Source organism: Nocardioides faecalis (assembly GCF_018388425.1).
In the GTDB taxonomy this organism is placed as follows: Bacteria; Actinomycetota; Actinomycetes; order Propionibacteriales; family Nocardioidaceae; genus Nocardioides; species Nocardioides faecalis.
The window spans coordinates 1,354,211-1,376,637 of sequence record NZ_CP074406.1; the positions used below are offsets into that span (position 1 = coordinate 1,354,211).

At 73.9% G+C, this 22,427-nt stretch carries 26 protein-coding genes, 1 other RNA gene and 1 riboswitch; of the genes, 17 read left to right on the forward strand and 10 right to left on the reverse strand.

Features of this window, described 5'->3' with window-relative positions; genetic code table 11:
* Positions 1-14: 14 nt before the first annotated feature.
* Complete coding sequence (locus KG111_RS06285) at positions 15-452, reverse strand: hypothetical protein (RefSeq protein WP_205292971.1); 438 nt, start codon at positions 450-452, stop codon at positions 15-17.
* Between the two features lie 86 nt (positions 453-538).
* Between KG111_RS06285 and KG111_RS06290 the strand changes: the two genes are divergently transcribed.
* Genes KG111_RS06290 through KG111_RS06300 form a run of 3 tightly spaced genes read left to right on the forward strand, consistent with a single transcriptional unit; the run spans position 539 to position 3,643 of the window.
* Positions 539-1,660: a Nif3-like dinuclear metal center hexameric protein gene (locus tag KG111_RS06290; protein ID WP_205292972.1), complete on the forward strand. Its 1,122-nt coding sequence runs from the start codon at positions 539-541 to the stop codon at positions 1,658-1,660.
* Positions 1,661-1,700: 40 nt separating this feature from the next.
* Complete coding sequence (locus KG111_RS06295; protein WP_240196164.1) at positions 1,701-2,444, forward strand: zinc ribbon domain-containing protein; 744 nt, start codon at positions 1,701-1,703, stop codon at positions 2,442-2,444.
* Positions 2,444-3,643 carry a bifunctional RNase H/acid phosphatase gene (locus KG111_RS06300; protein WP_205292973.1) on the forward strand — a complete coding sequence of 400 codons (1,200 nt, stop codon included), beginning with the start codon at positions 2,444-2,446 and terminating at the stop codon, positions 3,641-3,643. Before KG111_RS06295 ends, KG111_RS06300 begins: the two co-directional genes overlap by 1 nt.
* A 126-nt stretch (positions 3,644-3,769) precedes the next feature.
* Here the strand turns inward: KG111_RS06300 and yaaA are convergent, their stop codons facing one another.
* Positions 3,770-4,549, reverse strand: a complete 780-nt coding sequence (gene yaaA, locus KG111_RS06305) for a peroxide stress protein YaaA (RefSeq protein WP_205292974.1) — start codon at positions 4,547-4,549, stop codon at positions 3,770-3,772.
* 24 nt (positions 4,550-4,573) lie between these two features.
* Between yaaA and KG111_RS06310 the strand changes: the two genes are divergently transcribed.
* Both KG111_RS06310 and KG111_RS06315 read left to right on the forward strand, forming a co-directional pair.
* Complete coding sequence (locus KG111_RS06310; protein ID WP_249666324.1) at positions 4,574-6,037, forward strand: RNB domain-containing ribonuclease; 1,464 nt, start codon at positions 4,574-4,576, stop codon at positions 6,035-6,037.
* Positions 6,034-6,606, forward strand: a complete 573-nt coding sequence (locus KG111_RS06315) for a bifunctional adenosylcobinamide kinase/adenosylcobinamide-phosphate guanylyltransferase (RefSeq protein ID WP_205292975.1) — start codon at positions 6,034-6,036, stop codon at positions 6,604-6,606. Before KG111_RS06310 ends, KG111_RS06315 begins: the two co-directional genes overlap by 4 nt.
* 61 nt (positions 6,607-6,667) lie before the next feature.
* Here the strand turns inward: KG111_RS06315 and KG111_RS06320 are convergent, their stop codons facing one another.
* Together KG111_RS06320 and cobT are read right to left on the reverse strand one after the other, a co-directional pair.
* Positions 6,668-7,495: an adenosylcobinamide-GDP ribazoletransferase gene (locus tag KG111_RS06320; protein WP_249666325.1), complete on the reverse strand. Its 828-nt coding sequence runs from the start codon at positions 7,493-7,495 to the stop codon at positions 6,668-6,670.
* Positions 7,492-8,538, reverse strand: coding sequence for a nicotinate-nucleotide--dimethylbenzimidazole phosphoribosyltransferase (gene cobT, locus KG111_RS06325; RefSeq protein WP_205292976.1), 1,047 nt, complete (start codon positions 8,536-8,538; stop codon positions 7,492-7,494). Before cobT ends, KG111_RS06320 begins: the two co-directional genes overlap by 4 nt.
* A 24-nt stretch (positions 8,539-8,562) precedes the next feature.
* Here cobT and KG111_RS06330 point away from each other — a divergent pair, with 24 nt between their 5' ends.
* Positions 8,563-9,096 carry a 2'-5' RNA ligase family protein gene (locus KG111_RS06330; protein WP_205292977.1) on the forward strand — a complete coding sequence of 178 codons (534 nt, stop codon included), beginning with the start codon at positions 8,563-8,565 and terminating at the stop codon, positions 9,094-9,096.
* On the opposite strand, the gene KG111_RS06335 is transcribed toward KG111_RS06330, so the two are convergent.
* Positions 9,080-9,394 carry a DMT family transporter gene (locus KG111_RS06335; protein ID WP_205292978.1) on the reverse strand — a complete coding sequence of 105 codons (315 nt, stop codon included), beginning with the start codon at positions 9,392-9,394 and terminating at the stop codon, positions 9,080-9,082. The two genes, KG111_RS06330 and KG111_RS06335, sit on opposite strands and share 17 nt — an antisense overlap.
* A gap of 10 nt (positions 9,395-9,404) precedes the next feature.
* Positions 9,405-9,468, reverse strand: a riboswitch (guanidine-III (ykkC-III) riboswitch).
* A 212-nt stretch (positions 9,469-9,680) separates the two neighbouring features.
* Between KG111_RS06335 and cspE the strand changes: the two genes are divergently transcribed.
* From cspE to KG111_RS06365, 6 genes are all read left to right on the forward strand, one after another.
* Positions 9,681-9,884 (forward strand): transcription antiterminator/RNA stability regulator CspE, encoded by a 204-nt coding sequence (cspE, locus tag KG111_RS06340; RefSeq protein WP_205292979.1) that lies wholly within the window; start codon positions 9,681-9,683, stop codon positions 9,882-9,884.
* Positions 9,885-10,164: 280 nt separating this feature from the next.
* Positions 10,165-10,540, forward strand: an RNA gene (gene rnpB, locus KG111_RS06345) — RNase P RNA component class A.
* 38 nt (positions 10,541-10,578) lie between these two features.
* On the forward strand, positions 10,579-10,797 hold the full coding sequence (locus KG111_RS06350) for a hypothetical protein (RefSeq protein WP_205292980.1): 219 nt from the start codon (positions 10,579-10,581) through the stop codon (positions 10,795-10,797).
* A 158-nt stretch (positions 10,798-10,955) separates the two neighbouring features.
* A complete protein-coding gene (locus KG111_RS06355) occupies positions 10,956-11,696 on the forward strand; it encodes a thermonuclease family protein (protein ID WP_205292981.1) in 741 nt (246 codons plus the stop codon).
* 52 nt (positions 11,697-11,748) lie between these two features.
* Positions 11,749-12,093: a DUF2200 domain-containing protein gene (locus KG111_RS06360; protein WP_205292982.1), complete on the forward strand. Its 345-nt coding sequence runs from the start codon at positions 11,749-11,751 to the stop codon at positions 12,091-12,093.
* Entirely contained in the window at positions 12,090-12,449 is a 360-nt protein-coding gene (locus tag KG111_RS06365) for a TraR/DksA family transcriptional regulator (protein ID WP_249666326.1), read from the forward strand. The genes KG111_RS06360 and KG111_RS06365 overlap by 4 nt, the downstream gene beginning before the upstream one ends.
* A gap of 3 nt (positions 12,450-12,452) precedes the next feature.
* Here KG111_RS06365 and KG111_RS06370 read toward each other — a convergent pair whose 3' ends face one another.
* On the reverse strand, positions 12,453-12,971 hold the full coding sequence (locus tag KG111_RS06370) for a gamma carbonic anhydrase family protein (RefSeq protein ID WP_205292983.1): 519 nt from the start codon (positions 12,969-12,971) through the stop codon (positions 12,453-12,455).
* A gap of 111 nt (positions 12,972-13,082) precedes the next feature.
* Here KG111_RS06370 and KG111_RS06375 point away from each other — a divergent pair, with 111 nt between their 5' ends.
* Genes KG111_RS06375 through KG111_RS06385 form a run of 3 tightly spaced genes read left to right on the forward strand, consistent with a single transcriptional unit; the run spans position 13,083 to position 15,863 of the window.
* The gene (locus tag KG111_RS06375) at positions 13,083-14,033 is read left to right on the forward strand and encodes a thioesterase family protein (RefSeq protein ID WP_205292984.1); all 951 of its coding nucleotides are present in this window, start codon (positions 13,083-13,085) and stop codon (positions 14,031-14,033) included.
* Positions 14,034-14,086: 53 nt separating this feature from the next.
* The gene (locus KG111_RS06380) at positions 14,087-14,944 is read left to right on the forward strand and encodes an amidohydrolase family protein (RefSeq protein ID WP_249666327.1); all 858 of its coding nucleotides are present in this window, start codon (positions 14,087-14,089) and stop codon (positions 14,942-14,944) included.
* A gap of 34 nt (positions 14,945-14,978) precedes the next feature.
* The gene (locus KG111_RS06385) at positions 14,979-15,863 is read left to right on the forward strand and encodes an SGNH/GDSL hydrolase family protein (RefSeq protein WP_205292986.1); all 885 of its coding nucleotides are present in this window, start codon (positions 14,979-14,981) and stop codon (positions 15,861-15,863) included.
* On the opposite strand, the gene KG111_RS06390 is transcribed toward KG111_RS06385, so the two are convergent.
* Genes KG111_RS06390 through KG111_RS06405 form a run of 4 tightly spaced genes read right to left on the reverse strand, consistent with a single transcriptional unit; the run spans position 15,851 to position 19,359 of the window.
* Positions 15,851-16,282: an NUDIX hydrolase gene (locus tag KG111_RS06390; protein ID WP_205292987.1), complete on the reverse strand. Its 432-nt coding sequence runs from the start codon at positions 16,280-16,282 to the stop codon at positions 15,851-15,853. The genes KG111_RS06385 and KG111_RS06390 overlap by 13 nt on opposite strands.
* 30 nt (positions 16,283-16,312) lie before the next feature.
* On the reverse strand, positions 16,313-17,593 hold the full coding sequence (locus KG111_RS06395; RefSeq protein ID WP_205292988.1) for a competence/damage-inducible protein A: 1,281 nt from the start codon (positions 17,591-17,593) through the stop codon (positions 16,313-16,315).
* A gap of 52 nt (positions 17,594-17,645) precedes the next feature.
* Complete coding sequence (locus KG111_RS06400; RefSeq protein WP_205292989.1) at positions 17,646-18,608, reverse strand: NAD(P)H-hydrate dehydratase; 963 nt, start codon at positions 18,606-18,608, stop codon at positions 17,646-17,648.
* A complete protein-coding gene (locus KG111_RS06405) occupies positions 18,598-19,359 on the reverse strand; it encodes a histidine phosphatase family protein (RefSeq protein WP_205292990.1) in 762 nt (253 codons plus the stop codon). The genes KG111_RS06400 and KG111_RS06405 overlap by 11 nt, the downstream gene beginning before the upstream one ends.
* A gap of 160 nt (positions 19,360-19,519) precedes the next feature.
* Between KG111_RS06405 and KG111_RS06410 the strand changes: the two genes are divergently transcribed.
* Both KG111_RS06410 and KG111_RS06415 read left to right on the forward strand, forming a co-directional pair.
* On the forward strand, positions 19,520-21,085 hold the full coding sequence (locus KG111_RS06410) for a peptide chain release factor 3 (RefSeq protein WP_205292991.1): 1,566 nt from the start codon (positions 19,520-19,522) through the stop codon (positions 21,083-21,085).
* Between the two features lie 255 nt (positions 21,086-21,340).
* Positions 21,341-22,396, forward strand: a complete 1,056-nt coding sequence (locus tag KG111_RS06415) for a tocopherol cyclase family protein (RefSeq protein WP_205292992.1) — start codon at positions 21,341-21,343, stop codon at positions 22,394-22,396.
* Positions 22,397-22,427 lie beyond the last annotated feature (31 nt).

The following is a 22,427-nucleotide window of genomic DNA, read 5'->3' on the forward strand; positions in this document are numbered from 1 at the left end:
TAGGGGTAGCCGGCTCAGTCCTCCGCGTCGGGCGCAGCCTCGTGGCCGCCGCGGCCGGCCGTGCGCCGCGCCTCCTTCAGCTCCGCCTCGTAGAGGTGCCGCTTGCCGGCCACGAGCTGCTCGCGGGCCAGCCGGTCCAGCTCCTTGAACGTGGCGTAGTACCCGTCGTCGTACTCCTCCATGATCTGGAAGGTCCACCGGCCCTCCAGCACGTTGCGGCCGACCAGCTCACGCTCGAAGCGGTCCGCCAGCTCGGTGTGCCCGGCCTCGCGCAGCTGGTCGACCCCCTTGCCCAGGGTGAAGTCGGCGGTGCCGCTGAGCCGGTGGAAGGTGTAGAGGTGCCCGCGGGCGATCTCGATGGCCTCCAGCGCCTCGGAGATGTTGCCCAGCGCCTCGACCGTCAGGTCGTCGACACCCTCGGGCCGGGTGTGGTCCTCATCGATCGTCGTCATGGGCTGCGTGGTGCCCTGAACCGGGACCCCGCAGACGGGTGGCGGCCGAGGACCCCGGCACCGTCTGCCCCGCTAGCCTGAGCGCCATGCCCACGCTCTCCGACGTCACCGACCTGATCCACTCCTGGTACCCGCCCGCGACGGCGGAGGACTGGGACGCGGTCGGGCTGGTCGCCGGCGACCCCGAGCAGCCCGTGCGCAAGGTCCTCTTCGCCGTCGACCCGTCCCCGGCGGTCGCCGCCGAGGCGGCGGAGTGGAAGGCCGACCTGCTCGTCGTGCACCACCCGCTCTTCCTCAAGCCCGTGCACGGCGTCGCCGCCACCACGCCCAAGGGCCGCACCCTGCACACCCTGGCCAAGGCCGGCTGCGCGCTGCTCGCTGCCCACACCAACGCCGACCAAGCCGACGGCGGGGTCTCCGAGGCGCTCGCCCAAGCGCTCGGGCTCAGCGACCTCAGCCCGATCCTGCCCACCTCCGGCGACCCCATCGACAAGCTCACCGTCTTCGTGCCCGCCGACGCCGCGGCACCGGTGCGCGCCGCGATCGCCGAGGCCGGCGCCGGCCAGATCGGCAACTACGACTTCTCCTCCTTCACCAGCGCCCCCGGCGAGGGCCGCTTCCGGCCGCTCGCCGGCTCGACGCCGATGATCGGCAACGTCGGCGAGATCACCACCACCGAGGAGGTCCGCCTCGAGGTCGTCCTCGCCCGCAGCCTGCGTGAGGCCGTGGTCCGCGCCGTGCTCGCCGCGCACCCCTACGAGGAGCCCGCGTACGACGTCGTCGAGCTCGCCGACCCCGGCATCGTCACCACCGGCACCGGCCGCATCGGCACCGTGGGCGCCGTGAGCCTCGCGGAGTTCGCCGAGGAGGTCGCCGCGGTGCTGCCGACCACCCACCACGGGGTGCGGGTCGCCGGCGACCCGGAGCGCCTGGTCAAGCGCGTCGCGGTCTGCGGCGGCGCCGGCGACTTCCTGCTCGACCACGTCGCCCGGCTCGACGTCGACGCCTACGTCACCAGCGACCTGCGCCACCACCCGGCCGCCGAGTTCACCGAGAAGAACGGCCCCGCCCTGGTCGACGTCGCCCACTGGGCGGCCGAGTGGACCTGGCTGCCGGTCGTGGAGAAGCGGCTGCGCGAGGCGCTGGGCGACGCGGTGGAGACCCGGGTGAGCGAGATCGTCACCGACCCTTGGACAATGCACCTGTGAGCGCACCCGTGAGCATCCCCTCGACCCGCCGGAGCCCTCGATGAAGGCAGACCCGTCCGCACAGCTGCGGCTGCTCGACCTGCAGGCCCTCGACTCCCAGGTCGACCACCTCCGGCACCGGCGCAACCACCCCGTCGAGGCCGCCGAGATCAAGGAGCTGCTCGGCAAGCGCGCCGACGTCGACGGCCGGCTGCGCGACCAGCGCATCGTCGTGGACGACCTCAGCGCCGCCCAGGCCAAGGCCGACGCCGACGTGGAGCAGGTCAAGGCGCGGCGCAAGCGCGACCGGGACCGCATGGACTCCGGGGCGATCAGCAACCCCAAGGACCTGGAGCGGATGCAGCACGAGCTCGCCACCCTCGAGCGCCGGATCACCGTGCTGGAGGACGAGGAGATCGAGGTCATGGAGCAGGTCGAGGAGGCCGGCTCCGCGCTGGCCGAGCTGACCGCCGCCCTCGAGCAGATCGACGCCCGCCTCGGCGTGCTCACCTCCGCCCGCGACGAGCGGGCCGCTGAGCTCGACCAGGAGATCGCCACCGTCGCCGCCGGCCGCGACGCGATCGTCGCCGAGCTGCCCGCGGACCTCCTCGCCCTCTACGAGAAGCTGCGCGCGGCCAAGGACGGAGTCGGCGCCGCCGAGCTGCGGGTGCGTGCCTGCACCGGCTGCCGGATCACCCTCGACCCCGGCGAGCTCAACGTGCTGCGCTCCACCCCGGAGGACACGGTCGTGCGCTGCCAGGAGTGCATGCGGATCCTGGTGCGCGGCGCCGAGAGCGGACTCTGATGGCGTCAGCCGGTCCGGCGCGCGTCGTCGTCGAGGCCGACGGTGGCTCGCGCGGCAACCCCGGACCGGCTGCCTACGGTGCCGTCCTCAAGGACGCCGCCACCGGTGCGGTGATCGCCGAGGACGGCGCCACGATCGGCATCGCCAGCAACAACGTCGCCGAGTACTCCGGGCTCGTCGCCGGACTGCGGCTGGCCCGACGGTTCACGCCCGGCGCCACCATCGAGGTCCGGATGGACTCCAAGCTCGTCGTCGAGCAGATGTCGGGCCGCTGGAAGATCAAGCATCCCGACATGCAGCGGCTCGCCGCGCAGGCCCGCGAGCTGGCACCGGCCGGGACGTCGTACACCTGGGTGCCGCGGGCGGCCAACGGCGACGCCGACGCCCTGGTCAACCAGGCCCTCGACGGCACCCGCTCCGGCGTCACCGCCGCAGACGCCCCGGGTGACGGCGTCCCCGACGCCCCCGACTCCGCCGCCGAGGAGGCCGGCTCGCCGGCCGCGAAGGCTGCTAGCGGCCCGCCCGACATGGCGCAGCCGACCACCGTCGTCCTGGTCCGCCACGGCGTCACCCGGCACACCACCGGCCGCCGGTTCTCCGGTGGGCTCGGCGGCGACAACCCGCCGTTGTCGGAGGAGGGCCGTGCCCAGGCCGCCGAGGTCGCGGGCTGGCTGGGCGAGCTGAAGGAGAGCGTCGACGCCGTCGTCGCCTCGCCCGTACGACGCACCCGCGAGACCGCTGACATCATCGCCGCCGAGCTGGGGCTGCCCGTGTCCGAGGAGGCCGGGTTCGCCGAGATGGAGTTCGGCGAGTGGGACGGGCTCTCCTTCGTCGAGGTCGCCGAGCGGGACAAGGAGCGCCTCGACGCATGGTTCGCCGACATGGCCGCCGCCCCGCCCGGCGGCGAGTCGTTCCTGCAGGTGCAGGAGCGGGTGCTCGCCGGGCTGGATCGACTGCTGAGCGCGCACGAGGGCCGCACCGTCGTGCTGGTCAGCCACGTCACGCCCATCAAGACGCTCGTCGCGCACGCGATGGAGGCGCCGCTCGACGCCATCTTCCGCCTCGAGCTGGCACCCGCCGCGGTGTCGGTCATCTCCTTCTACGCCGACCCGAGCTCGGGGAAGCGGCGCGGGTCGCTGCGCTTCTTCAACAGCCTGGCACCGGGGCGCCGGACGCTGCGGGACACCGGGCGCTGGTGACTCTGGCCCGCCTGGGCGGGTCTGGCTGGGGGCGTCGGTCTTGGGTGCAGCGCCCTCGGTCCGCCGCCCCGTGTGCCTCGGCGGCTTAGGAGCCAGGCCGCCGCGACGTCCCGGCAGACGGCCCCGTCAGACCTCGGTCACCACCACGTCGAGCTGGGTGCCGGTCTTGGTCTCGGGGCCGATCTCGACGGTCCAGCCGAGGCGCTCCAGGTCGGCGGCGAAGGCGGCGGGGGTGCGGGGGTCGGCGCCGTCCTCGAGGAGGGCGCGGACGATCCGGCCCTTGGTGGCCTTGTTGAAGTGGCTGACGACCTTGCGGGCGCCGTTGTGCTCGTGCAGCACGCGGACGGTGGCCACGCGGCCGGACAGCTCCGGGCCGGGGCGCCAGAAGTTGGCGTACATGCCCGAGCGCAGGTCGACGAGCAGGCCGTTGCCGACGGCGGCCGGGCCGACCTCGGCGAGCGCCTCGCGCCACACCGCGGCGACGGGGCCGACCGGCGGCAGGGTCACGTCGCCGGAGAGCCGGTACGACGGGATGCGGTCGCTGAGCCGGACCAGGCCGAACAGGCTGGAGGCCACCGCGACCCGGCCGGTGGCGCGGCGCTTCGCGGCCGCGGAGAGCGTGGCGACGTCCAGGGCGTCGTACAGCACGCCGGTGTAGATCCGGTCGGCGCGAGCCGTCGGCGCATCGGGCAGATCGGCGTTGCGGACGACCAGGTCGACCTGCCCGGCGGAGAGGCCGAGCACGGTGCGCGCATCCTCGGGTGCCTCGCGGCACAGCGCGACCAGGGCGTCGAGGACCTTGCGGCGGGCGTCGGTCAGCTCAGGCAGCGAGAGGGTGTCCAGGTCGAGGGGCCGGCCCCGGGTGGGGGTGGCCTTGCCCTCGCTCGGCGGCAGCAGGATCAGCACTGGGCAAAGGATAGGGTCGGCGACGTGCCGAGCAACGTCGTGGTCCGCCTCCGCGCCGACTCGCCCGCACTGACCGCGGGGCTGGCTCGCATCGCCACCGAGCTGGAGCTGCCCGGCGATTTCCCCGCGGAGGTCCTCGCGGCTGCGGAGCAGGCGGCCGCCTCGGTCGTGCTGCCGGAGCTCGACCGCACCGACCTGCCGCTGGTCACCATCGACCCGCCCGGCGCGATGGACCTCGACCAGGCGCTGCACATCGCCCGCACCGAGGCCCCGGGCGGCGGGGTTGCTGGTGGTGGCTACGTCGTGCACTACGCGATCGCCGACGTCGCCGCGTTCGTGGAGCCCGGCGGACCGATCGACGTCGAGGCGCACCGCCGCGGCGAGACGCTGTACGGCGTCGGCGACCGGATCCCGCTGCACCCGCCCACGCTGTCGGAGGGGGCGGCCTCGCTGCTGCCCGGCCAGGTGCGTCCGGCGCTGCTGTGGACCCACGAGCTCGACGCCGGTGGCGCGTTGGCGCGCACCCGGGTGGAGCGGGCGCGGGTGCGGTCCACGGCGCGATGGAGCTACGCCGAGGCGCAGGCCGCGCTCGACGACGGCACCGCCGACGAGGTGCTGCGGCTGCTGCGTGAGGTCGGCACGCTGCGCCACGACGCCGAGCGCGCCCGGGGCGGGGTGTCCCTGCCGCTGCCCGAGCAGGAGGTCGAGGAGTCCGGCGATGGGCTGCGCCTGACCTTCCGCGAGTCGCTGCCGGTGGAGGAGTGGAACGCGCAGGTCTCCCTGCTCACCGGGATCGCCGCCGCCTCGCTGATGGTGCGCGGTCGGATCGGACTGCTGCGCACCCTGCCGCCGGCCGAGGCCGCCGACGTGCAGCGGCTGCGCCGGGTCGCGCGCGGGCTGGGCATCGCCTGGCCCGTCGAGCAGGACTACGCCGCGTTCGTGGCCTCCCTCGACCCCGCCCAGCCCGCCCACCAGGCGATGGTCGTCGCCTGCACCCGGCTGCTGCGCGGCAGCGGCTACGCCGCCTTCGACGGCGAGCTGCCAGCCCAGACCCGGCACTCCGCGATCGCGGAGGAGTACGCCCACGTCACCGCCCCGCTGCGCCGCCTCGGCGACCGGTACGCCGGCGAGGTCTGCCTCGTGCTGTGTGCCGGCGAGCCCCTGCCGGCGTGGGTGCGCGCCGCCCTGCCCGAGCTGCCGAAGACGTTGCAGTCCTCGGCCCGCCGGGCCGGTGCCTACGAGCGTGCCGTCCTGGACCTCGTCGAGGCCGCGGTGCTGGCCGGCCGGGTCGGTGAGCACTTCGCCGGCGTGGTCACCAGCGTGCGCGACAACGACCCCACGGCCGGTGTCGTCGTGCTGAGCGAGCTCGGCGTCGAGGCGCTGGTCACCGCCGATCGCCCGCTGCCGCTCGGAGACGACGTCACCGTCACCCTCGCCGAGGTCGACCTGGCCGCCCGCCGGGTCGCGTTCCGGCTGGGGGAGTCGTGAGCAGCTCGCACGCGGCACCGTCGGTCCTGGTCACCGGGGGAGTGCGCTCCGGGAAGTCCCGGCACGCCGAGGCGCTGCTCGTCGCCGCGGAGGAGGACTCTCCCCACGGCCTGCCGGTCACCTACGTCGCCGCCGGGCCGTCGTACGACGACGCGGACTGGGCCGCGCGGATCGCCACGCACCGAGCGCGCCGCCCGGCCGGCTGGCGCACCGCGGAGACCAGGGACGTCGCGGGGGTGCTCGCCGGCTCCCCGGGCCCGGTGCTCGTGGACTGTCTCGGCACCTGGCTGACCGGCCTCATTGACGCCGCCGAGCTGTGGGAGGCGCCGGTCGGGGAGATCGAGACCCACGTGCTCGGTCACGTCGACGCCCTGGTCACGGCGCTGCGGGAGCGCCCGGCGGAGGCCGGGCAGGTGGTGCTGGTGACGAACGAGGTCGGCCTCGGCGTCGTACCGGAGCACCGCTCGGCGCGGGTGTTCCGCGACCTGCTCGGCACCATCAACCAACGCGTCGGCGCGGTGTGCGACGAGGTGCACCTGGTCGTCGCGGGACGGGTGCTGCGGCTGTAGCGCTGCGCCGACGGCGGGCCGAGAAATCTCGACAGATTCGCTTGGGAAGCGGTGCAGTGGCTCAGGCGCCGGCGAGCCCCACCAGCAGCACGAGCAGCGCCACCTCGATCGCGGCGCCGAACACGTCGCCGGTCACGCCGCCGAAGCGGCGGACGGTGTGCGCGGTCAACGCCGCCACGACCAGGGCGGCGACCAGGACGGTGAGCGGACCTCGGACCGGGTCGACGAGCGCGGCCAGGGCGGCCAGGAGCAGCCAGCCGAGGACCGCGACCACGACGGGCACCCGTTGGGTGAAGGTGACACCGAGACCGTCACGGCGCGCCGGCGGCACCAGCGCGCAGCCGACGATCCACAGCGCGGCGCGCGAGGCGCACACCAGCGCCCCGACCAGGAGCGCCGCGCGCAGTCCGTTGCCGCGGCTCGCCAGGTTCACCAGGCTCGCCAGCGCCGCCGCCTGCGCGCCCAGCACCAGCACGAGTGCGGCCACCCCGGCGGGTCCGGCGGTGCCGGACTTCATCACCGCCAACGCCCGCTCGGCGTCGTAGGACGACGTCAGCCCGTCGGCGACGTCGGAGAGGCCGTCCAGGTGCAGCGCCCGGCTGCCCACCGCCAACCCGGCGAGCGCGGCGAACGCCACCGCCAACGGCGGCAGCTGCAGCTGCCCGCCCGCCCAGACCACCGCCGCGGCGAGCACGCCCAGCGGAAGCACGGCCACCGGTGCCAGCAGCAGCGCCGCCGTGGCGGTGCGCGGGGTCACCCTCACCACGGGCGGCACCCGCAGCGAGGTGAACATGCCGACCGCGAGCAAGAGGCCCCGGACCGGCAGGCTGCGGCTCAGCAGGTTGCCGCCCGGCAGCGGATCGGCGTCACCGCCCCCGGGGCGGCTCACGCCTCGGCGGGCGGCAGCAGGTCGGCGAGGAGCGCCACGTCGCGCAGCAGGGCGACCGCGGAGCGCAGGACGGGGACCGCGGCCACCGCGCCGGAGCCCTCACCCAGCCGCAGGCCGAGGTCGAGGACCGGCTCCAGACCGAGCTTCTCCAGCGCCAGGGACTGCGCCGGCTCGGTGGAGCGGTGACCGGCGGCGAACCAGGCGCGGGCGCCGGGGGCGATCCGCTCGGCGCTCAGCGCGCACGCCACCGACATCAGCCCGTCGAGCAGCACCGGGACCCCGGACTCGACGGCCTCCAGCAGGAAGCCCACGGTGGCGGCGAGGTCCGCGCTCGCGACGGCGGTCAGCGTCTCCACCGGGTCGGCCAGCCGGTCCCCGGCGCGGTTCAGCGCCTGCTGCACCACGGAGAGCTTGTGCGCCAGCGCGGCGTCGTCGACGCCGGTGCCGCGGCCGGTCACCTCGGTGGCCGGCAGGCCCAGCGCCGCGGCGACCATGGCCGAGGCCGGCGTGGTGTTGCCGATGCCCATGTCGCCGGAGATCAGCAGCTGCGCCCCGGCGGCGATCTCCTCGCGGGCCACGGTGCGGCCGACCTCGAGCGCCGCGGCGGTCTGCTCCGGGGTGAGGGCGTCCTCGAGGTGGATCGCCCCGCTGCCGCGGCGGACCTTGTGCGCACCGACGTCGGTGGGCACACCCTCGAGGTCGTCGTCGACCGCGATGTCGAGGACCCGGACCGCCACGTCGTGGGCGGCGGCCAGCGCGCTCACGCCCGCCTTGCCGGCGACGAAGCTGCGCACCATCGCGCCGGTGATCGCCGGGGGATAGGCGGAGACACCGTGCTGCGCGACCCCGTGGTCGCCGGCGAAGATCACCAGCCGTACGTCGTCCAGCGGCCGCGGCGGGCAGGTGCCCTGGACCGCGGAGACCCACACGCCCAGCTCGCCCAGGCGGCCCAGCGCGCCGGCGGGCGTGGCGAGACCGGCCAACCGTTCCGCGGCGGCGGTCTGCACGGCGGGATCGGGCTGGGGGACCACGGGCTCGCTCATGAGTCCAGAACCTATCCTCCCCGGGTGGGTCACTCCGTCCTCGTGGTGCCGGTCCCGGCGCTCGAACCGTATGTCCGGTCCCGGTGGCAGCACTACGAGCCGGACTGGGTCTCCACCGACCCCGCGTTCACCCACGCCCACATCACCGCCCTGGGGCCCTTCCACCCCGACCCGGACGCGGCGATGCTCGCCGACCTCGCCCGGGTCGCCGCCGCCACGCCGGCGTTCACCGCGACGCTGGCCGAGGTCGACGTGTTCCCCGACGGGCTCATCCACCTGCGCCCCGACCCGCTGGAGCCGTTCATGGCGCTCACCGCCCGGCTGCACGCGCAGTTCCCGCAGTTCCCGCCCTACGGCGGCGCGTTCGGCGACGTCGTACCGCACCTGACGCTGGACAGCGCGACGACCGGTGTCACGGTGGCCCAGGTACGCAGCGACCTCGCCGACCTGGTCCCGGTCGCCGTCCGTGCGGATCGGCTCGAGCTGCACTGGTACGGCGAGGGGGAGTGCCGGGTGCTGGCCGGCTGGCCGCTCGCGCGGCTCAGTGCACCAGCTTGAGGCCGATCACGCAGCCGACCAGCCCGCAGATCAGCAGCAGCCGTACGACGCTGACCGGCTCGTCGCCGACCGCCATGGAGTAGACGACGGTGAGCGCGGCCCCGATGCCCACCCACACCGCGTACGCGGTGCCCACGGGCAGGGTGCGCAGGGCGTAGCCGAGGCCGACCATGCTGGCGACGACGGCGACCAGGAACACCACCGAGGGCAGCAGCCGGCTGAACCCCTCGGTCTTCGACAAGGCGACCGCCCACACCGCCTCGAGACCGCCGGAGACGACGAGCACCAACCAGGCCATGACCACCCCTCACGGCCGTCTTGTCGCGCGCCGGGTACGGCTCCCTCGTCCGGCGGTCTGAGATCCGACCGTGCGTGAATAGTAGACGTGAGCAGGATCGGTGGTAGTGTTCATCTTGTTGAAGGGTCTTCCCGTGAGGGAAGCTCCTGGGCCCCAAACGGGCTCAGTTCATCGTTTGGTTACTTGGTCTTCCGGTTCAGCTGGGCATCAGGCACGAACTAGATGTGTTCAGCAACACAACACGACACCTGCACGATGCGGTGTCGGGAACACCAAGGAGAAAATCATGGCTCAGGGCACCGTTAAGTGGTTCAACAGCGAGAAGGGCTTCGGCTTCATCGCCCCGGCCGACGGCACCCCGGACGTCTTCGTCCACTTCTCTGCCATCCAGGGCAACGGCTACAAGTCGCTGGACGAGAACCAGCAGGTCGAGTTCGACGTCACGCAGGGCCCCAAGGGCCCGCAGGCGGAGAACGTCACCGCTCTCTGATTCATCAGAGCTTGCTGACCTGAAGGTCGGCGCACGATCCCCGATGCCTCTGGCATCGGGGATCGTTGTTTTTCACCCCTGGTTCGTTCACGCCAGGGCGTTCACGTCGGGTTGGTTCGTGCCAGGTCACGCCGGGAGAGCAGGTCGTGCGGCGGTGCGGTACGCCGTCGCATGGCTCGCCGTGGCACTCGGAAGGCCGACGGTGACCGGGAACTGCCTGTCGTCCATGCCCTCATCAACTACCCCTGCGGGACCGATGTTCCCTAGGGTGTGCCGTGGACGGGCTGGCCGGGCGACCGCGTGACCTCCGCCGCGAGGCGACAGGTCCCGAGGAAAGTCCGGGCTCCACAGAGCAGGGTGGTGGGTAACACCCACCCGGGGTGACCCGCGGGAAAGTGCCACAGAGAACAGACCGCCGCCGCTCCTCGGAGCGGAGGCAAGGGTGAAACGGTGGGGCAAGAGCCCACCAGTGTGCCGGGTGACCGGCGCAGCTAGGCAAACCCCACCCGGAGCAAGACCAGACAGCGCACGATCGGCTCCGGCCGGGAGGGCTGCTCGCCCGAGTGCGCGGGTAGGTCGCTGGAGGCTGTCGGCAACGGCAGTCCTAGATGGATGGTCGCCAACTACAGAACCCGGCTTACAGGCCAGCCCGTCCCCTTCACCATCCTTCGAACATGTGTTCTAAATTGGACCCATGGTCGGTCAGCGAGGTGTGGCGCATGTGTGGGTGCGTCAGCGGCACGGCCCGGAGCGCTGGCCCGGCCTGGTGATCACCTGGGACAAGGCCGCCGACGGGACGTGGTCGGCGCTGGTGACCTACCGCCGCGGGCACGAGTTCGTCACCGAGTGGGTGGAGCGGGAACGGCTGACCCCGGTGCCGTGGCGCCCGCACACCGGCACCGCCTACGGCTGAGCAGTACGACGCCTCGGCTGGCGCCGACCGACACTCGATGACCAGGCTCGCTGACCGGCCCCCGGTGACCATCCGGTCGGACCACCCCGGTGGGGTCGATCGGTTCGACTCTCGCTGAACCGGCCCGCGCCACCACCGGCGCCGCCTAGCGTCGCGGCGTGTTGCGACGTACTTCTCTCCTGCTGCTTGCCCTCGCCCTGTCCCTGACCGGTGCCGCCCTGGTCGCGCCGACCGCGCAGGCGGGGGCGCCGTCGGTGGCCCGAGCCGGGATCAACTGCACCGACTTCAGCACCCAGGCCGCGGCGCAGGCGTACTTCCTCGCCCACGGCGGGCCGTCGTACGACCCCGAGGGCCTCGACCGCGAGGGTGACGGCATCGCGTGCGAGTCCAACCCGTGCCCGTGCAGCACCAGCACGACGCCGGGCGGCAGCAAGCCGAAGAGCGACAAGCCCAAGGCCACGCCCAAGCCGAAGCCGAAGGCGAAGAAGACCTACCGCGACCGGGTGCGCGTGACCCGCGTCGTCGACGGCGACACCATCGAGGTCCGGCTCAGCGGTGGCGCGGTGCGCAAGGTGCGCCTGCTCGGCATCGACACCCCCGAGGTGCACGGCACCGTCGAGTGCGGCGGCCGGTCGGCCTCGAGCGCCACCAAGCGGCTGCTGCCGCGCGGCACCACCGTCACCCTGACCTCCGACCCCACCCAGCAGCTCAAGGACCGCTACGGCCGGCTGCTGCGCTACGTGCAGAAGGGCGGCACGGACGTGGGCCGGCTGCTGGTCAAGCGCGGCTGGGCCGAGGTCTACGTCTACGGCGGCAAGCCGTTCCAGCGGGCCCGCGACTACCGCGGCGTGCAGCGGTGGTCCAAGGTGCGCAGCAAGGGCATCTGGGGCGTGTGCTGACCCCGGGGCGAAAGCCTCGGAAGGCGCGGGGGAGCGCACTACCCTCGGCTCCATGAGCCGCGTGTTCGCGATGAGCGTCGCCAGTGTCTACCCGCTCTATGTGGCCAAGGCGGAGCGCAAGGGCCGCACCAAGGCCGAGGTGGACCAGGTCATCGAGTGGCTGACCGGCTTCGACGAGGCCGCCGTGGCCGCCCACCTCGAGGCCGGTACGACGCTGGCGGAGTTCTTCGACCAGGCCACCGTGAACCCCGACGCCGAGCTGATCACCGGCCTCGTCTGCGGGGTGCGGGTCGAGGACGTCGAGGACCCGCTGATGCGCAACATCCGCTACCTCGACAAGCTCGTCGACGAGCTGGCCAAGGGCAAGGCCCTCGAGAAGGTGCTGCGCAGCGCGTGAGCCCCACCGAGATCGAGCAGGTGCGTGCCCGGCTGGCCGCCGAGCGCGAGCAGACGCTGCGCCGCCTCGGCGACCTGACCGACGACTACGACGCCGTGGTCGCCGCCTCCCGCGACACCAACGCCGACGACGAGCACGACCCGGAGGGCGCGACCATCGCGTTCGAACGCTCCCAGGTCGGCGCGCTCGTCCGTCAGGCCCGTACCCACCTGCGCGAGGTCGCCGCCGCCGAGGCGCGCCTCGCCGCCGGCACGTACGGCGTCTGCGAGTCCTGTGGCCGGCCGATCGCCGCGGGCCGGCTGGAGGCGCGGCCGGTGGCGCGCACCTGCATCGACTGCGCCTCCCGGACCCGCTGAACCTCAGCCGACGACGACGCCGCCTCGGTGGATCTCGCGGTGGGTCTCGTAGAGGCGGCCGTTGAGGTGCAGTCGCTCGACCTCGGCGTCGCTCAGCTCGCGTCGTACCTTGCCCGGGACGCCGGCGACCAGGGAGCGCGGCGGCACCTGCATGCCCTCGGTGATCAGCGCGCCGGCGGCGATGAGGACCTCGTCGCCGATGACGGCGTCGTTCATGATCGTGGCGCCCATGCCGACGAGCACGTGGTCGCCGACGGTGGCGCCGTGAATGATCGCGCCGTGCCCGACCGAGACGCCCTCGCCGAGGGTGATCGGCTTGCCCTTGTCGGTGTGGAAGACGCAGTTGTCCTGCACGTTGGAGCCGGCACCGACGGTGATGGGCTCGTTGTCGGCGCGCAGCACCGCGCCGTAGAAGACGGAGGCGCCCTCGGCCAGCTGCACCGAGCCGATCAGGGTGGCGCTGGGAGCGACCCAGGCCGAGTCCGGTACGACGGGGGAGCGGTCATCGAGCGCGATCAACATGGCCGCAACGCTAGCCATCGGTGCCCGGGCGGCGCGGCGCGGGCGGGTGGTGCTCCACCCCGGGTGCCGCGGTGGGATCCTCGTCGTCGTACCGAGCAGCGAGGAGGACCCTTGACGTCGACCACGGCCGACCACCCTGACCAGCGGGACGCGAACGTGAGCTCCCCGGTGGCGAGCTCCCCGGTGGCGAGCGCGCAGGTGAGCGCCCCGGCGGGGAGGGGGACCGGCAGCTGCTACGCGCTGCTGGAGAGCCGGACCGACGCCGACGGCACGGTGGTCGAGACCTTCGCCAGCCACCAGCACACCGGCAGCGCCTGGGGGCCGATGCAGCACGGCGGACCGGTGGCCGGCCTGCTCACCCGCGCGATGGAGCGCCTCGGCGCCCGGCCGGGAGCCCGGATCTCGAAGGTCGGCGTGGACATCCTCGGCGCCGTACCGATCGATGAGGTCCGAGTGAGCGCCCGGGTGGAGCGCCCCGGTCGCCGCATCGAGCTGCTCTCGGCGGTGATGGAGGCCGCCGACGGTGCCGGTGGTCACCGCCCGGTCGCCCGGGCCTCGGCCTGGCGGCTCGCGAGCAGCCCCACCGACGACGTCGTGTGGCAGGCGGACGGACCCCTACCGTTCCCTGGCCCCGGCGGGGTCCCCGGCCTGGCCTGGCTCGGCCTGCCGGACGGCTGGGCGCTCGACGGGTTCGTGGACGCCGTCACCTGGAACATGGTCGACCGCGGCGGAGAGCCGGGGCACCCGACCACGGCATGGCTGCGGCTGGACTGCCCGCTGGTCGCCGGCGAGGAGACCACCGCGCTGCAGCGCACGCTCACCCTCGCCGATACGGTCAACGGCGTCGGCGCCCGGCTGGACCCGGCGACGTTCACCTTCCTGAACACCGACATGACGGTGCACCTGCACACCGTGCCGCGCGGCGAGTGGCTCGGCATCCGTGCCGAGAACACCACCGGCCCCGACGGCGTGGGGATGAGCGTGGGCGTCCTGTACGACGTCCACGGCCCCGTCGCCCGGGTCGCCCAGAACGTCCTCGTCGAGCGCCGGCCGGGCGCATGACTGGGGCGACGGTGCCGGCCGGCACGGCGGATGGGGCCGCGGAGGCTTCGGCCGTGCGGGCGCTGTGGGAGCCGCTGGGCATCCCCGGCATCGTCGACGTGCACACGCACTTCATGCCCGACCGGGTGCTGCGCAAGGTCTGGGCCTACTTCGACCAGGTCGGCCCGCTGACCGGCCGGACCTGGCCGATCACGTACCGCTTCGACGAGGAGCGCCGCATCGAGATCCTGCGCGACCTCGGCGTGCGCCGGTTCACCTCGCTGAACTACCCGCACCGTGCCGGCATGGCGCAGTGGCTCAACGAGTGGAGCGCGGAGTTCGCGGCGTCGTACGAGGCGTGCCTGCACTCGGCGACCTTCTACCCCGAGCCCGGTGCCGGTGCGTACGTCGCCGCGGCGATCGACGCGGGTGCGCAGGTGTTCAAGGCGCACGTGCAGGTCGGTGACTACGACCCGAACGACCCGCTGCTGGACCCGGTGTGGGAGGTGCTGGCCGAGCGGCGGGTGCCGGTGGTGATCCACGCCGGCCACGGCCCCGCGCCGGGCACCTTCACCGGCCCGGCGGGCATGGTGAGGCTGCTGCAGCGCTACCCGGGCCTGGTGCTGGTCGTCGCGCACATGGGGCTGCCCGACTACGGCGCATTCCTGGACCTGGTGGAGCAGCACGACGGCGTGCACCTGGACACCACCATGGCCTTCACCCGGTTCACCGAGGAGACCGCGCCGTTCCCGCGTGCGGAGCTGCCGCGGCTGCGCGACCTGGGGCAGCGGGTGCTGTTCGGCAGCGACTTCCCCAACATCCCCTACCCCTATCTTGAGTCCGTGCGTGCCGTGGTCGACCTCGACCTCGGCGACGACTGGCTGCGCGGGGTGCTGCACGACAACGCCGTGCGGCTGTTCGGGCTCGACTGACCTCGCCGGCGTGAGCGGTCACTACGCTCCGGCCATGCGCATGCTCCCGTTGGTCGCGGCCCTGCTCAGCGGGCTGCTCCTGGCGCCTCCGCTCCCAGCCACCGCCGCCACCCCGACCAGGACGACCACCGCCAGCCCGCCCGCGGGGGACGTGCCGTCGGTGTGCACGTTGGCGCCCCTGCCGGCCACCCCCGCGCTGGACGCGCTGCGTCGCGTCGTGGCGACCGGCCGCGGCCACGTGCTGGCGCTCGGCTCGTCCACGACGGCCGGGGTCGGTGCTGCGTCGCGATCCCAGCGCTGGACCGACCGGTTCGTGGCCGGGCTGGCCGAGCGTGGGCTCCCGGTGGCGCCGACGACGGTCGGTCCGCTGGATGTGCGGGCGTTGACGCCGCAGCCCCGGCTGACGCTGGTGAACGCTGCGGCGCCGGGCGCGACGGCCGCCGCGCCGCTGCTCAACCCGGGTGGCTTGGCGCCGCTGACCCTGAACTACGGCGTCGTGCACGCCGTGGGTCTCGCCCTCGCCCGACTGATGGGGCAGGAGCCGGTGGCGGTGATCCACATGGTCGGCGCGAACGACTACGCCAACGGCATCGCGCCGCGCCGGTACGCGGCCGGGCTCGAGGCCGCCGTACGGCTGTTCCCGACGGCCACCGTGCACCTCTTCCTCGGCGCCTACCAGGCGCCGGCGGCGGGGCCGCGCACCGCGCCGTGGAGCGAGTACGGCGACGCGATGCGTCACGTCGCGCAGGCCGACCCGGAGCGCCGGCTGTTCCTCGACCTGGCGCCGTGGTTCGCCGCGGCCGGGGTGGCGGACGGCGACCCGCACGGGCTGGTGGCCGGCGACCGGGTGCACCCGTCGGTCGCGGGCCACGACGCGATCGCGCGCCTCGTGCTGCGCGGCCTCGGCTACGGCTGCTGAGCGGGCGGGGCGCTGGCCAGGCGGCGCAGCTCGGGCAGCACGTTGTGCTCCAGCATCGGCGCGAGGTCGTCGAGCCCGGCGGGGTCCAGCGGCGTCCAGCGCACCTCGGCGATCTCGGCGGCCGCGGTCGGCTCGCCGTCGGCCTCGGCGAGGAACACCGTCGAGACCAGGCGGTGGTCGGGCTCGTTGGCCGCCGCCGACTCGTACTCGCCCAGCAGCTGCACCTCGCGCAGGCGCAGCCCGACCTCCTCCAGGGTCTCCCGGATCGCGGCATCGCGGGCGCTCTCGCCCGGCTCCAGCTTGCCGCCGACGAGCATGAACCTCGCGGTGCCCTGCTTGCGGACGGTCAGCACCGCGCCGTCGCGGACCAGGGCGACGGCGGCGACGACGATCGTGGGGTTGCTGGCAGGCGCGGACACGCCCTCAGTCTCCCAGGTGCGCGCAGCGGCTCAGTCGGCGAGTGCGGTGCGCAGCAGCTGCAGCGCGGTCGCCACCGTCCGGCGTCGTACGACCTCGCGCCCGCCACCGAGCTGCACCTGCTGGTGCCACAGCCGGCCCTCGAGGTCGACGGCGATGTGCACCAGGCCGACCGGCTTGTCGGCCGTGCCGCCGCCGGGGCCGGCGACGCCGGTGACGCCGATCCCGGCGGTGGTGCCGAGCCGGGTCCGGGCGCCGGTGGCCATGGCCTCGGCGACCTCCCGGCTCACGGCGCCGACCTCGGCGATCAACGACGCCGGCACGCCGAGCTCGGTGGTCTTCGCCGTGTCGGCGTAGGTGACGAACCCGCCGACGAGGTAGGCCGAGGCGCCCGGCCGGTCGGCGATCCGGCCGGCCAGCAGCCCGGCGGTGCAGGACTCCGCAGTCGCCACGGTGGCGCCCCGGGCGAGCAGCAGCTCGGCGACGACGTCGTCGACGGCGCGGCCGTCGTCGGCGTAGAGCTGGTCGCCGAAGCCGTCGCGCAACGCGGCCAGCAGGGCGTCGTACGCGCCGGCCGCGGCGGGGGCGAACCGGGTGACCACCTCGAGCTCGCCGTCACGGATGCAGGTGGTCACCTCCAGCCCGGCGGACTCCAGCGAGCCGTGCACCTGCTCGTGGGCGCGCAGCAGGTCGGCCAGCTCGGCCTCCGGCGGGCCCCAGATGCGGACCTCGGCCTGGTGGATCGGCACCGCGGCGGCCAGGACCGCCCGCACCGGGTCGGCGGCCAGGGCCTCGGGCCACATCGCCTGCAGCTCCGAGGGCGGCCCGGGCAGCACGAGCACCGGCGGCGCACCGTCCGGCCCGGGCACGACGAGGCCCGGCGCCGTCCCGACCGGACCGAGCACGGTGGCGGCCTCGGGCACCATCGCCTGCTTGCGCACGCTGCGGGCGACGATCTCCGGCGACGGGCTCCACCCGCGGTGCCGGTTCAACCTGCCCACGACCTCGCCGATCCGCTGCTCCAGCTCGGGGTCGAGGGCCATCGCCCGGCCCTGCACCTCCGCGACGACCTCGGCGGTCAGGTCGTCGGCGGTCGGGCCGAGCCCGCCGGTGGTGAGCACGAGGTCGTGGTCGGCGAGCTGGAACCGCAGCGCCGCGGCCAGGTCCTCGCGCCGGTCACCGACCACGACGGTGCGGCCGACGTCGACCCCGAGAGTGCGCAGCTGCTCGGCCAGCCACGGCCCGTTGCGGTCCATCACCCGTCCGGTGAGCACCTCGGTGCCGGTGACCACGATCCCTGCGCGCGCTGCCATGCCGCGATCGTAGGACGGGCCGCGCAGCGGTGCTTGCGTGGTGTGCCGCTCTTCAGCCGACCTCGTTCAGCACGGCCGGCACCTGGGCAGGTAGCTCGCGCGCCAGGTAGCCCAGCCCGCCGACCTCGGCGGCGAGACGCTCGCCGGCGCGGGCATGCGTGTAGCCGCCCCACACCGCGGCGTGCGCCGGGCTGGCGCCGCGGGCCAGGAAGCCGGCCAGGATGCCGGCCTGCACGTCGCCTGACCCGGACGCTCCGAGCCCGGGCCCGCCGCCCTCGATCACCCAGGCCTCGCCGCCGGGGTCAACGACGTGCTTGAGGACGCCGCCGCACACCACGACCGCGCGCAGCCGCGCAGCGACCTCGGCGGTCGTGGCGAGCTGCTCGTCGCTCCCGACCTCCTCGACGCCGGCCATGCGGCCCAGCTCCTTCACGTTCGCGGTCACCACGCACCGATCGGCCAGCGGGTGCAGCGCGTCGGGGCGGTCGGTGAGGTAGGCGGTGGCGACAGCGTCCAGCACCACGGTGCCGCCGATCCGGGGCAGCATCAGCTCCACCAGCGATCGGGCGTGGCCGGCGTCGACGAGCCCTGGCCCGAGCAGCACGACGTCGGCGCGGTCCGCCTCCTCGAGCAGCTCGTCGAAGGCCTCGTCGTCGGCGTCGAGGGCGATCGCGCCGTCGTCGTCGCTGCGCAGCGGGATCATCCCGGCCTCGGGCACGAACGTGGACAGCCCCGCCACCACGTCGCCGATCGTCGCCAGCGTCACCCGGCCGGCCCCGGCGCGCAGCACCGCCTCGCCGGCCAGCCGCACCGCGCCGGGGGAGCGGCGCGACCCGCCGAGCACCAGCACCCGGCCGTTGCCGTCCTTGTCGCCGCCGGGGCCGGGCAGCGGCATCGTGCGCAGCAGCGTGGGCGTGACGACCGGGGCCGTCGTCGTACCGGGAGCAGTGTCGCCGGACGCCGTGGTGCCGGGTGTCGTGTCGTGGGGCGTCGTGTCGTGGGGCTCAGTGGCCATGATCGGTCCGTTCCGCCTGCGGCGCCTCGTGGGTGGACTGCGCCGGAGAGCGGTCCAACGCGGTGGTGTCGGCGAAGCTCTCCAGCTCCAGGAATGCGCCCTCGCGCCGGTAGGTGGTGACCGAGGCGTTGCCGATGCGCACCTCGCGGTCGAGGGCGAGCAGGTCGGCCTCCTCGATCTCCTCCAGGATGTAGCGGAACGTCATGATCACCGCCTGGTGGGTGAACATCCACACCCGTTCGCCGTCGAAGCCGTGGCGCAGGTCCGAGAGCAGGTTGCGGGCGCGCTGGGCGACGTTCGCCCAGCTCTCCCCGCTCGGCGGCTGGTAGTAGAACTTCCCGACGTGCTTGCGCCGCTCGGCCTCCTCCGGGTGCCGGGCGCGGATCCCGGCGCCGGTGAGCCGGTCGAGGGCCCCGAAGTCGCGCTCGCGCAGCCGCTCGTCGTACACGACCTGCAGGCCGGCGTCGGCGAGGGCTTCCAGGGCCAGTGAGGCGGTGTCAGCGGCCCGGCGGTACGGCGACGCGAGGACCACCGTGGGACGCGACTCGGCGTCGAGCTCGGCGATCCAGGAGCCCAGGGCGTGGGCCTGCTCGCGGCCGGTGTCGGAGAGCTCCACGTCGGCGTCGCGCTCCTTGAGGTCGAGCACCTCCGCGCCCGCCGAGCGCGCCGCGTCGTCGGCCTGGTTGCCCCGGCTCTCGCCGTGCCGCACCAGCACGAGGCTCTTCGGTCCGCTCTCCCAGCGTGGCTTCATCACACTTCCTCTCCGGCCGAGGGGCGGCCGACGTCCTGGCTCCGGCGTTACCCCGCCGGGCCGTCTGCACTCGCCTCCGCACTCGCTCGGCACGCGCTCCTGCATCCACGGGGCGCTCGCCGAATCCGGAACCGGGGCGCTGCGCCGGTAAAGTCGTGCGGTGCCCGACACCCGCCCCCGCCGTACGTTCGCTGTCATCTCCCACCCGGACGCGGGGAAGTCGACGCTCACCGAGGCGCTCGCGCTGCACGCGCGGGTGATCACCGAGGCCGGTGCGGTGCACGGCAAGGGCGACCGGCGCGCGACGGTCTCGGACTGGATGGCGATGGAGAAGGCGCGCGGCATCTCGATCACCTCCGCGGCGCTGCAGTTCGTCTACCGCGACCACGTGATCAACCTGGTCGACACCCCCGGGCACAGCGACTTCTCCGAGGACACCTACCGGGTGCTCTCCGCCGTCGACTCCGCGGTGATGCTGGTCGACGCCGGAAAGGGGCTGGAGCCGCAGACGCTCAAGCTGTTCCAGGTGTGCGCGCTGCGCGGCATCCCGGTGATCACCGTGATCAACAAGTGGGACCGCCCCGGCCTGTCCGCGCTCGGGCTGATGGACCTGATCCAGGAGAAGATCAAGCTGCGGCCCACCCCGCTGACCTGGCCGGTCGGCGAGGCCGGCGACTTCCGCGGCGTGCTGGACCGGCGCACCGGCGAGTTCGTGAAGTACACCCGCACCGCCGGCGGCGCCACCCGCGCCCCCGAGCGCCGGATGACCTCCGAGGAGGTCGAGGAGGCCGACCGCGACCTGTGGGCGGCCGCGGTCGAGGAGCACGAGCTGCTCAGCCTGGACGACGCCGACCACGACCAGAGCGAGTTCCTGGCCGGGCGGACCACGCCGGTCATGTTCGCCTCCGCCCTGCAGAACTTCGGTGTCGCCCAGCTGCTCGAGCTGCTGCTCGACATCGCGCCCGACCCCAGCCCGACCGAGGGCGTCGACGGCAGCGTGCGCAAGGTGGACGACGAGTTCAGCGCCTTCGTGTTCAAGGTGCAGTCCGGCATGAACAACGCCCACCGCGACCGGCTCGCCTACGCCCGGGTCGTCTCCGGCACCTTCGAGCGCGGCATGGTCGTCACCCACGCCGCCACCGGCCGGCCCTTCGCCACCAAGTTCGCCCAGTCCGTCTTCGGCCGCGACACCACCTCGGTGGAGACCGCGCAGCCCGGCGACATCATCGGCTTCGTCAACGCCCAGCTGCTGCGGGTCGGCGACACCGTGTACGTCGGGGAGCCCATCGCGTTCCCGCCGGTGCCCAGCTTCGCCCCCGAGCACTTCGTCACCGCCACCGCCGGCGACATCGGGCGCTACAAGCAGTTCCGCAAGGGCATCGAGCAGCTGGACCAGGAGGGGGTGGTGCAGGTGCTGCGCTCGGACCTGCGCGGCGACCAGAGCCCCGTGCTGGCGGCGGTCGGCCCGATGCAGTTCGAGGTCGTCGAGGACCGGATGACCCACGAGTTCAACTCACCGATCAAGTTCTCCCGCCTCGACTACCAGGTCGCCCGGCGCACCGACGCCGCCGGCGCGGCCGCGCTCGCGGGCATCCGCGGCGTGGAGGTGCTCCAGCGCAGCGACGGCACCTACATGGCGCTGTTCGTCGACAAGTGGCGCGCGATGGTCACCGCCCGCGACAACCCGGACGTCATGCTGGAGGAGCTGCCGGCGGGCGGGAGCTGAGCCGCACCCGGACCGCGCCGGCCGCGCAGCAGGCCGGGGTGCTGCAGGTGGTGCGGGCCCACGGCCCGTTCCTGGTCGAGGACGACAGGCGCACGACTTCGGCATCACCGCCGAGCCTGCCGCAGTGGCGTCGTACGACGAAGGTGGGCACGTGATCTACCTGCGCTCGCTGACCAAGAGCGTCTCGCCGACGGTCCGGGTGGCCGCGGTGATCGCTCGAGGGGGCCGTCACCGCCCGCCTGCCATAGTGCTGCCATGAGCTCCCTCGTGCGCAGCGCGATCGGTTCGCTGCACAAGGCATACCGCGCCAGCGGCGCTGACGTCCCCTTCGGTGACCCGCTGCCGGCGCACGGGGTCGCGATGGAGGGCTACTTCTGGCGGTTCACCGACCCGGCCACCGGCCGGGTGCTGATCGCGCTGATCGGGGTGAACCGGGCCGCCGACGGCACCTGGGCCACCCTCGGCGTGGCCACCCACCCGAGCGGCTTCGTGACGACGGTCGCGCATCCGATCGGCTCCGCCGACGACACCGCGCTGGGCGCGTTCGCCGGCGACGCCTTCGCCGGCACCGCGGACCGGCTGCTGGTGGACCTCGGCCCCCAGACGCGGATCGACGTCAAGGTCAGCGACCGGGTGGAGTGGTCGCGGCGCAGCTTCGGCGGCTCCAGCGTGTTCCAGTCCGTGCCCGCGCTCAACCAGTACTGGCACCCGTGGCTGCTCGGCGGCTCCGCCTCCGGCCGTGCCGTGGTCGGCGACGAGACCTGGGATCTCGACGGCTGGTCGGTCTACGGCGAGAAGAACTGGGGCAAGGGCGGCTTCCCCGACTCGTGGTGGTGGGGCCAGGCGCAGGGCTTCGCCGAGCCGTCGGCGTGCGTCGCGTTCGCCGGAGGAGAGGTGACCGCGGGACCGCTGCGTACGACGGTCACCGGGCTCGTCGTGCTCCTGCCGAGCGGTGAGCTGATCCGCCTGGGCGACCCGGTCGTCACCCCGGTGCACGCCGAGGTCAGCGACGAGCACTGGTCCCTGCGTGGGCGCAGCCGGCAGTGGCAGGTCGACGTCGAGGGCCAGGGCAGCCTGGGCAGCGCCCACGTGCTGCCGGTGCCGCTGCCCGCCGAGCGCCGCAACATCCCCGGCGCCATCGAGCACCTCGGCGCCACCATGAACGTCACCGTCCGCCGTCGCGGCCGGGTCGTGTGGGAGGGCGAGTCCACCAGCGCCGCCCTCGAGCATGGCGGCATCGACCGCGCCCTCGCCGAGATCGAGCGGCGCGGCCACGGCCCCGACGCGGTGCACGCCGCCCCCGCCGGGTAGCCGCCGAATAACCCCTCGTGGTCCGCCGAAT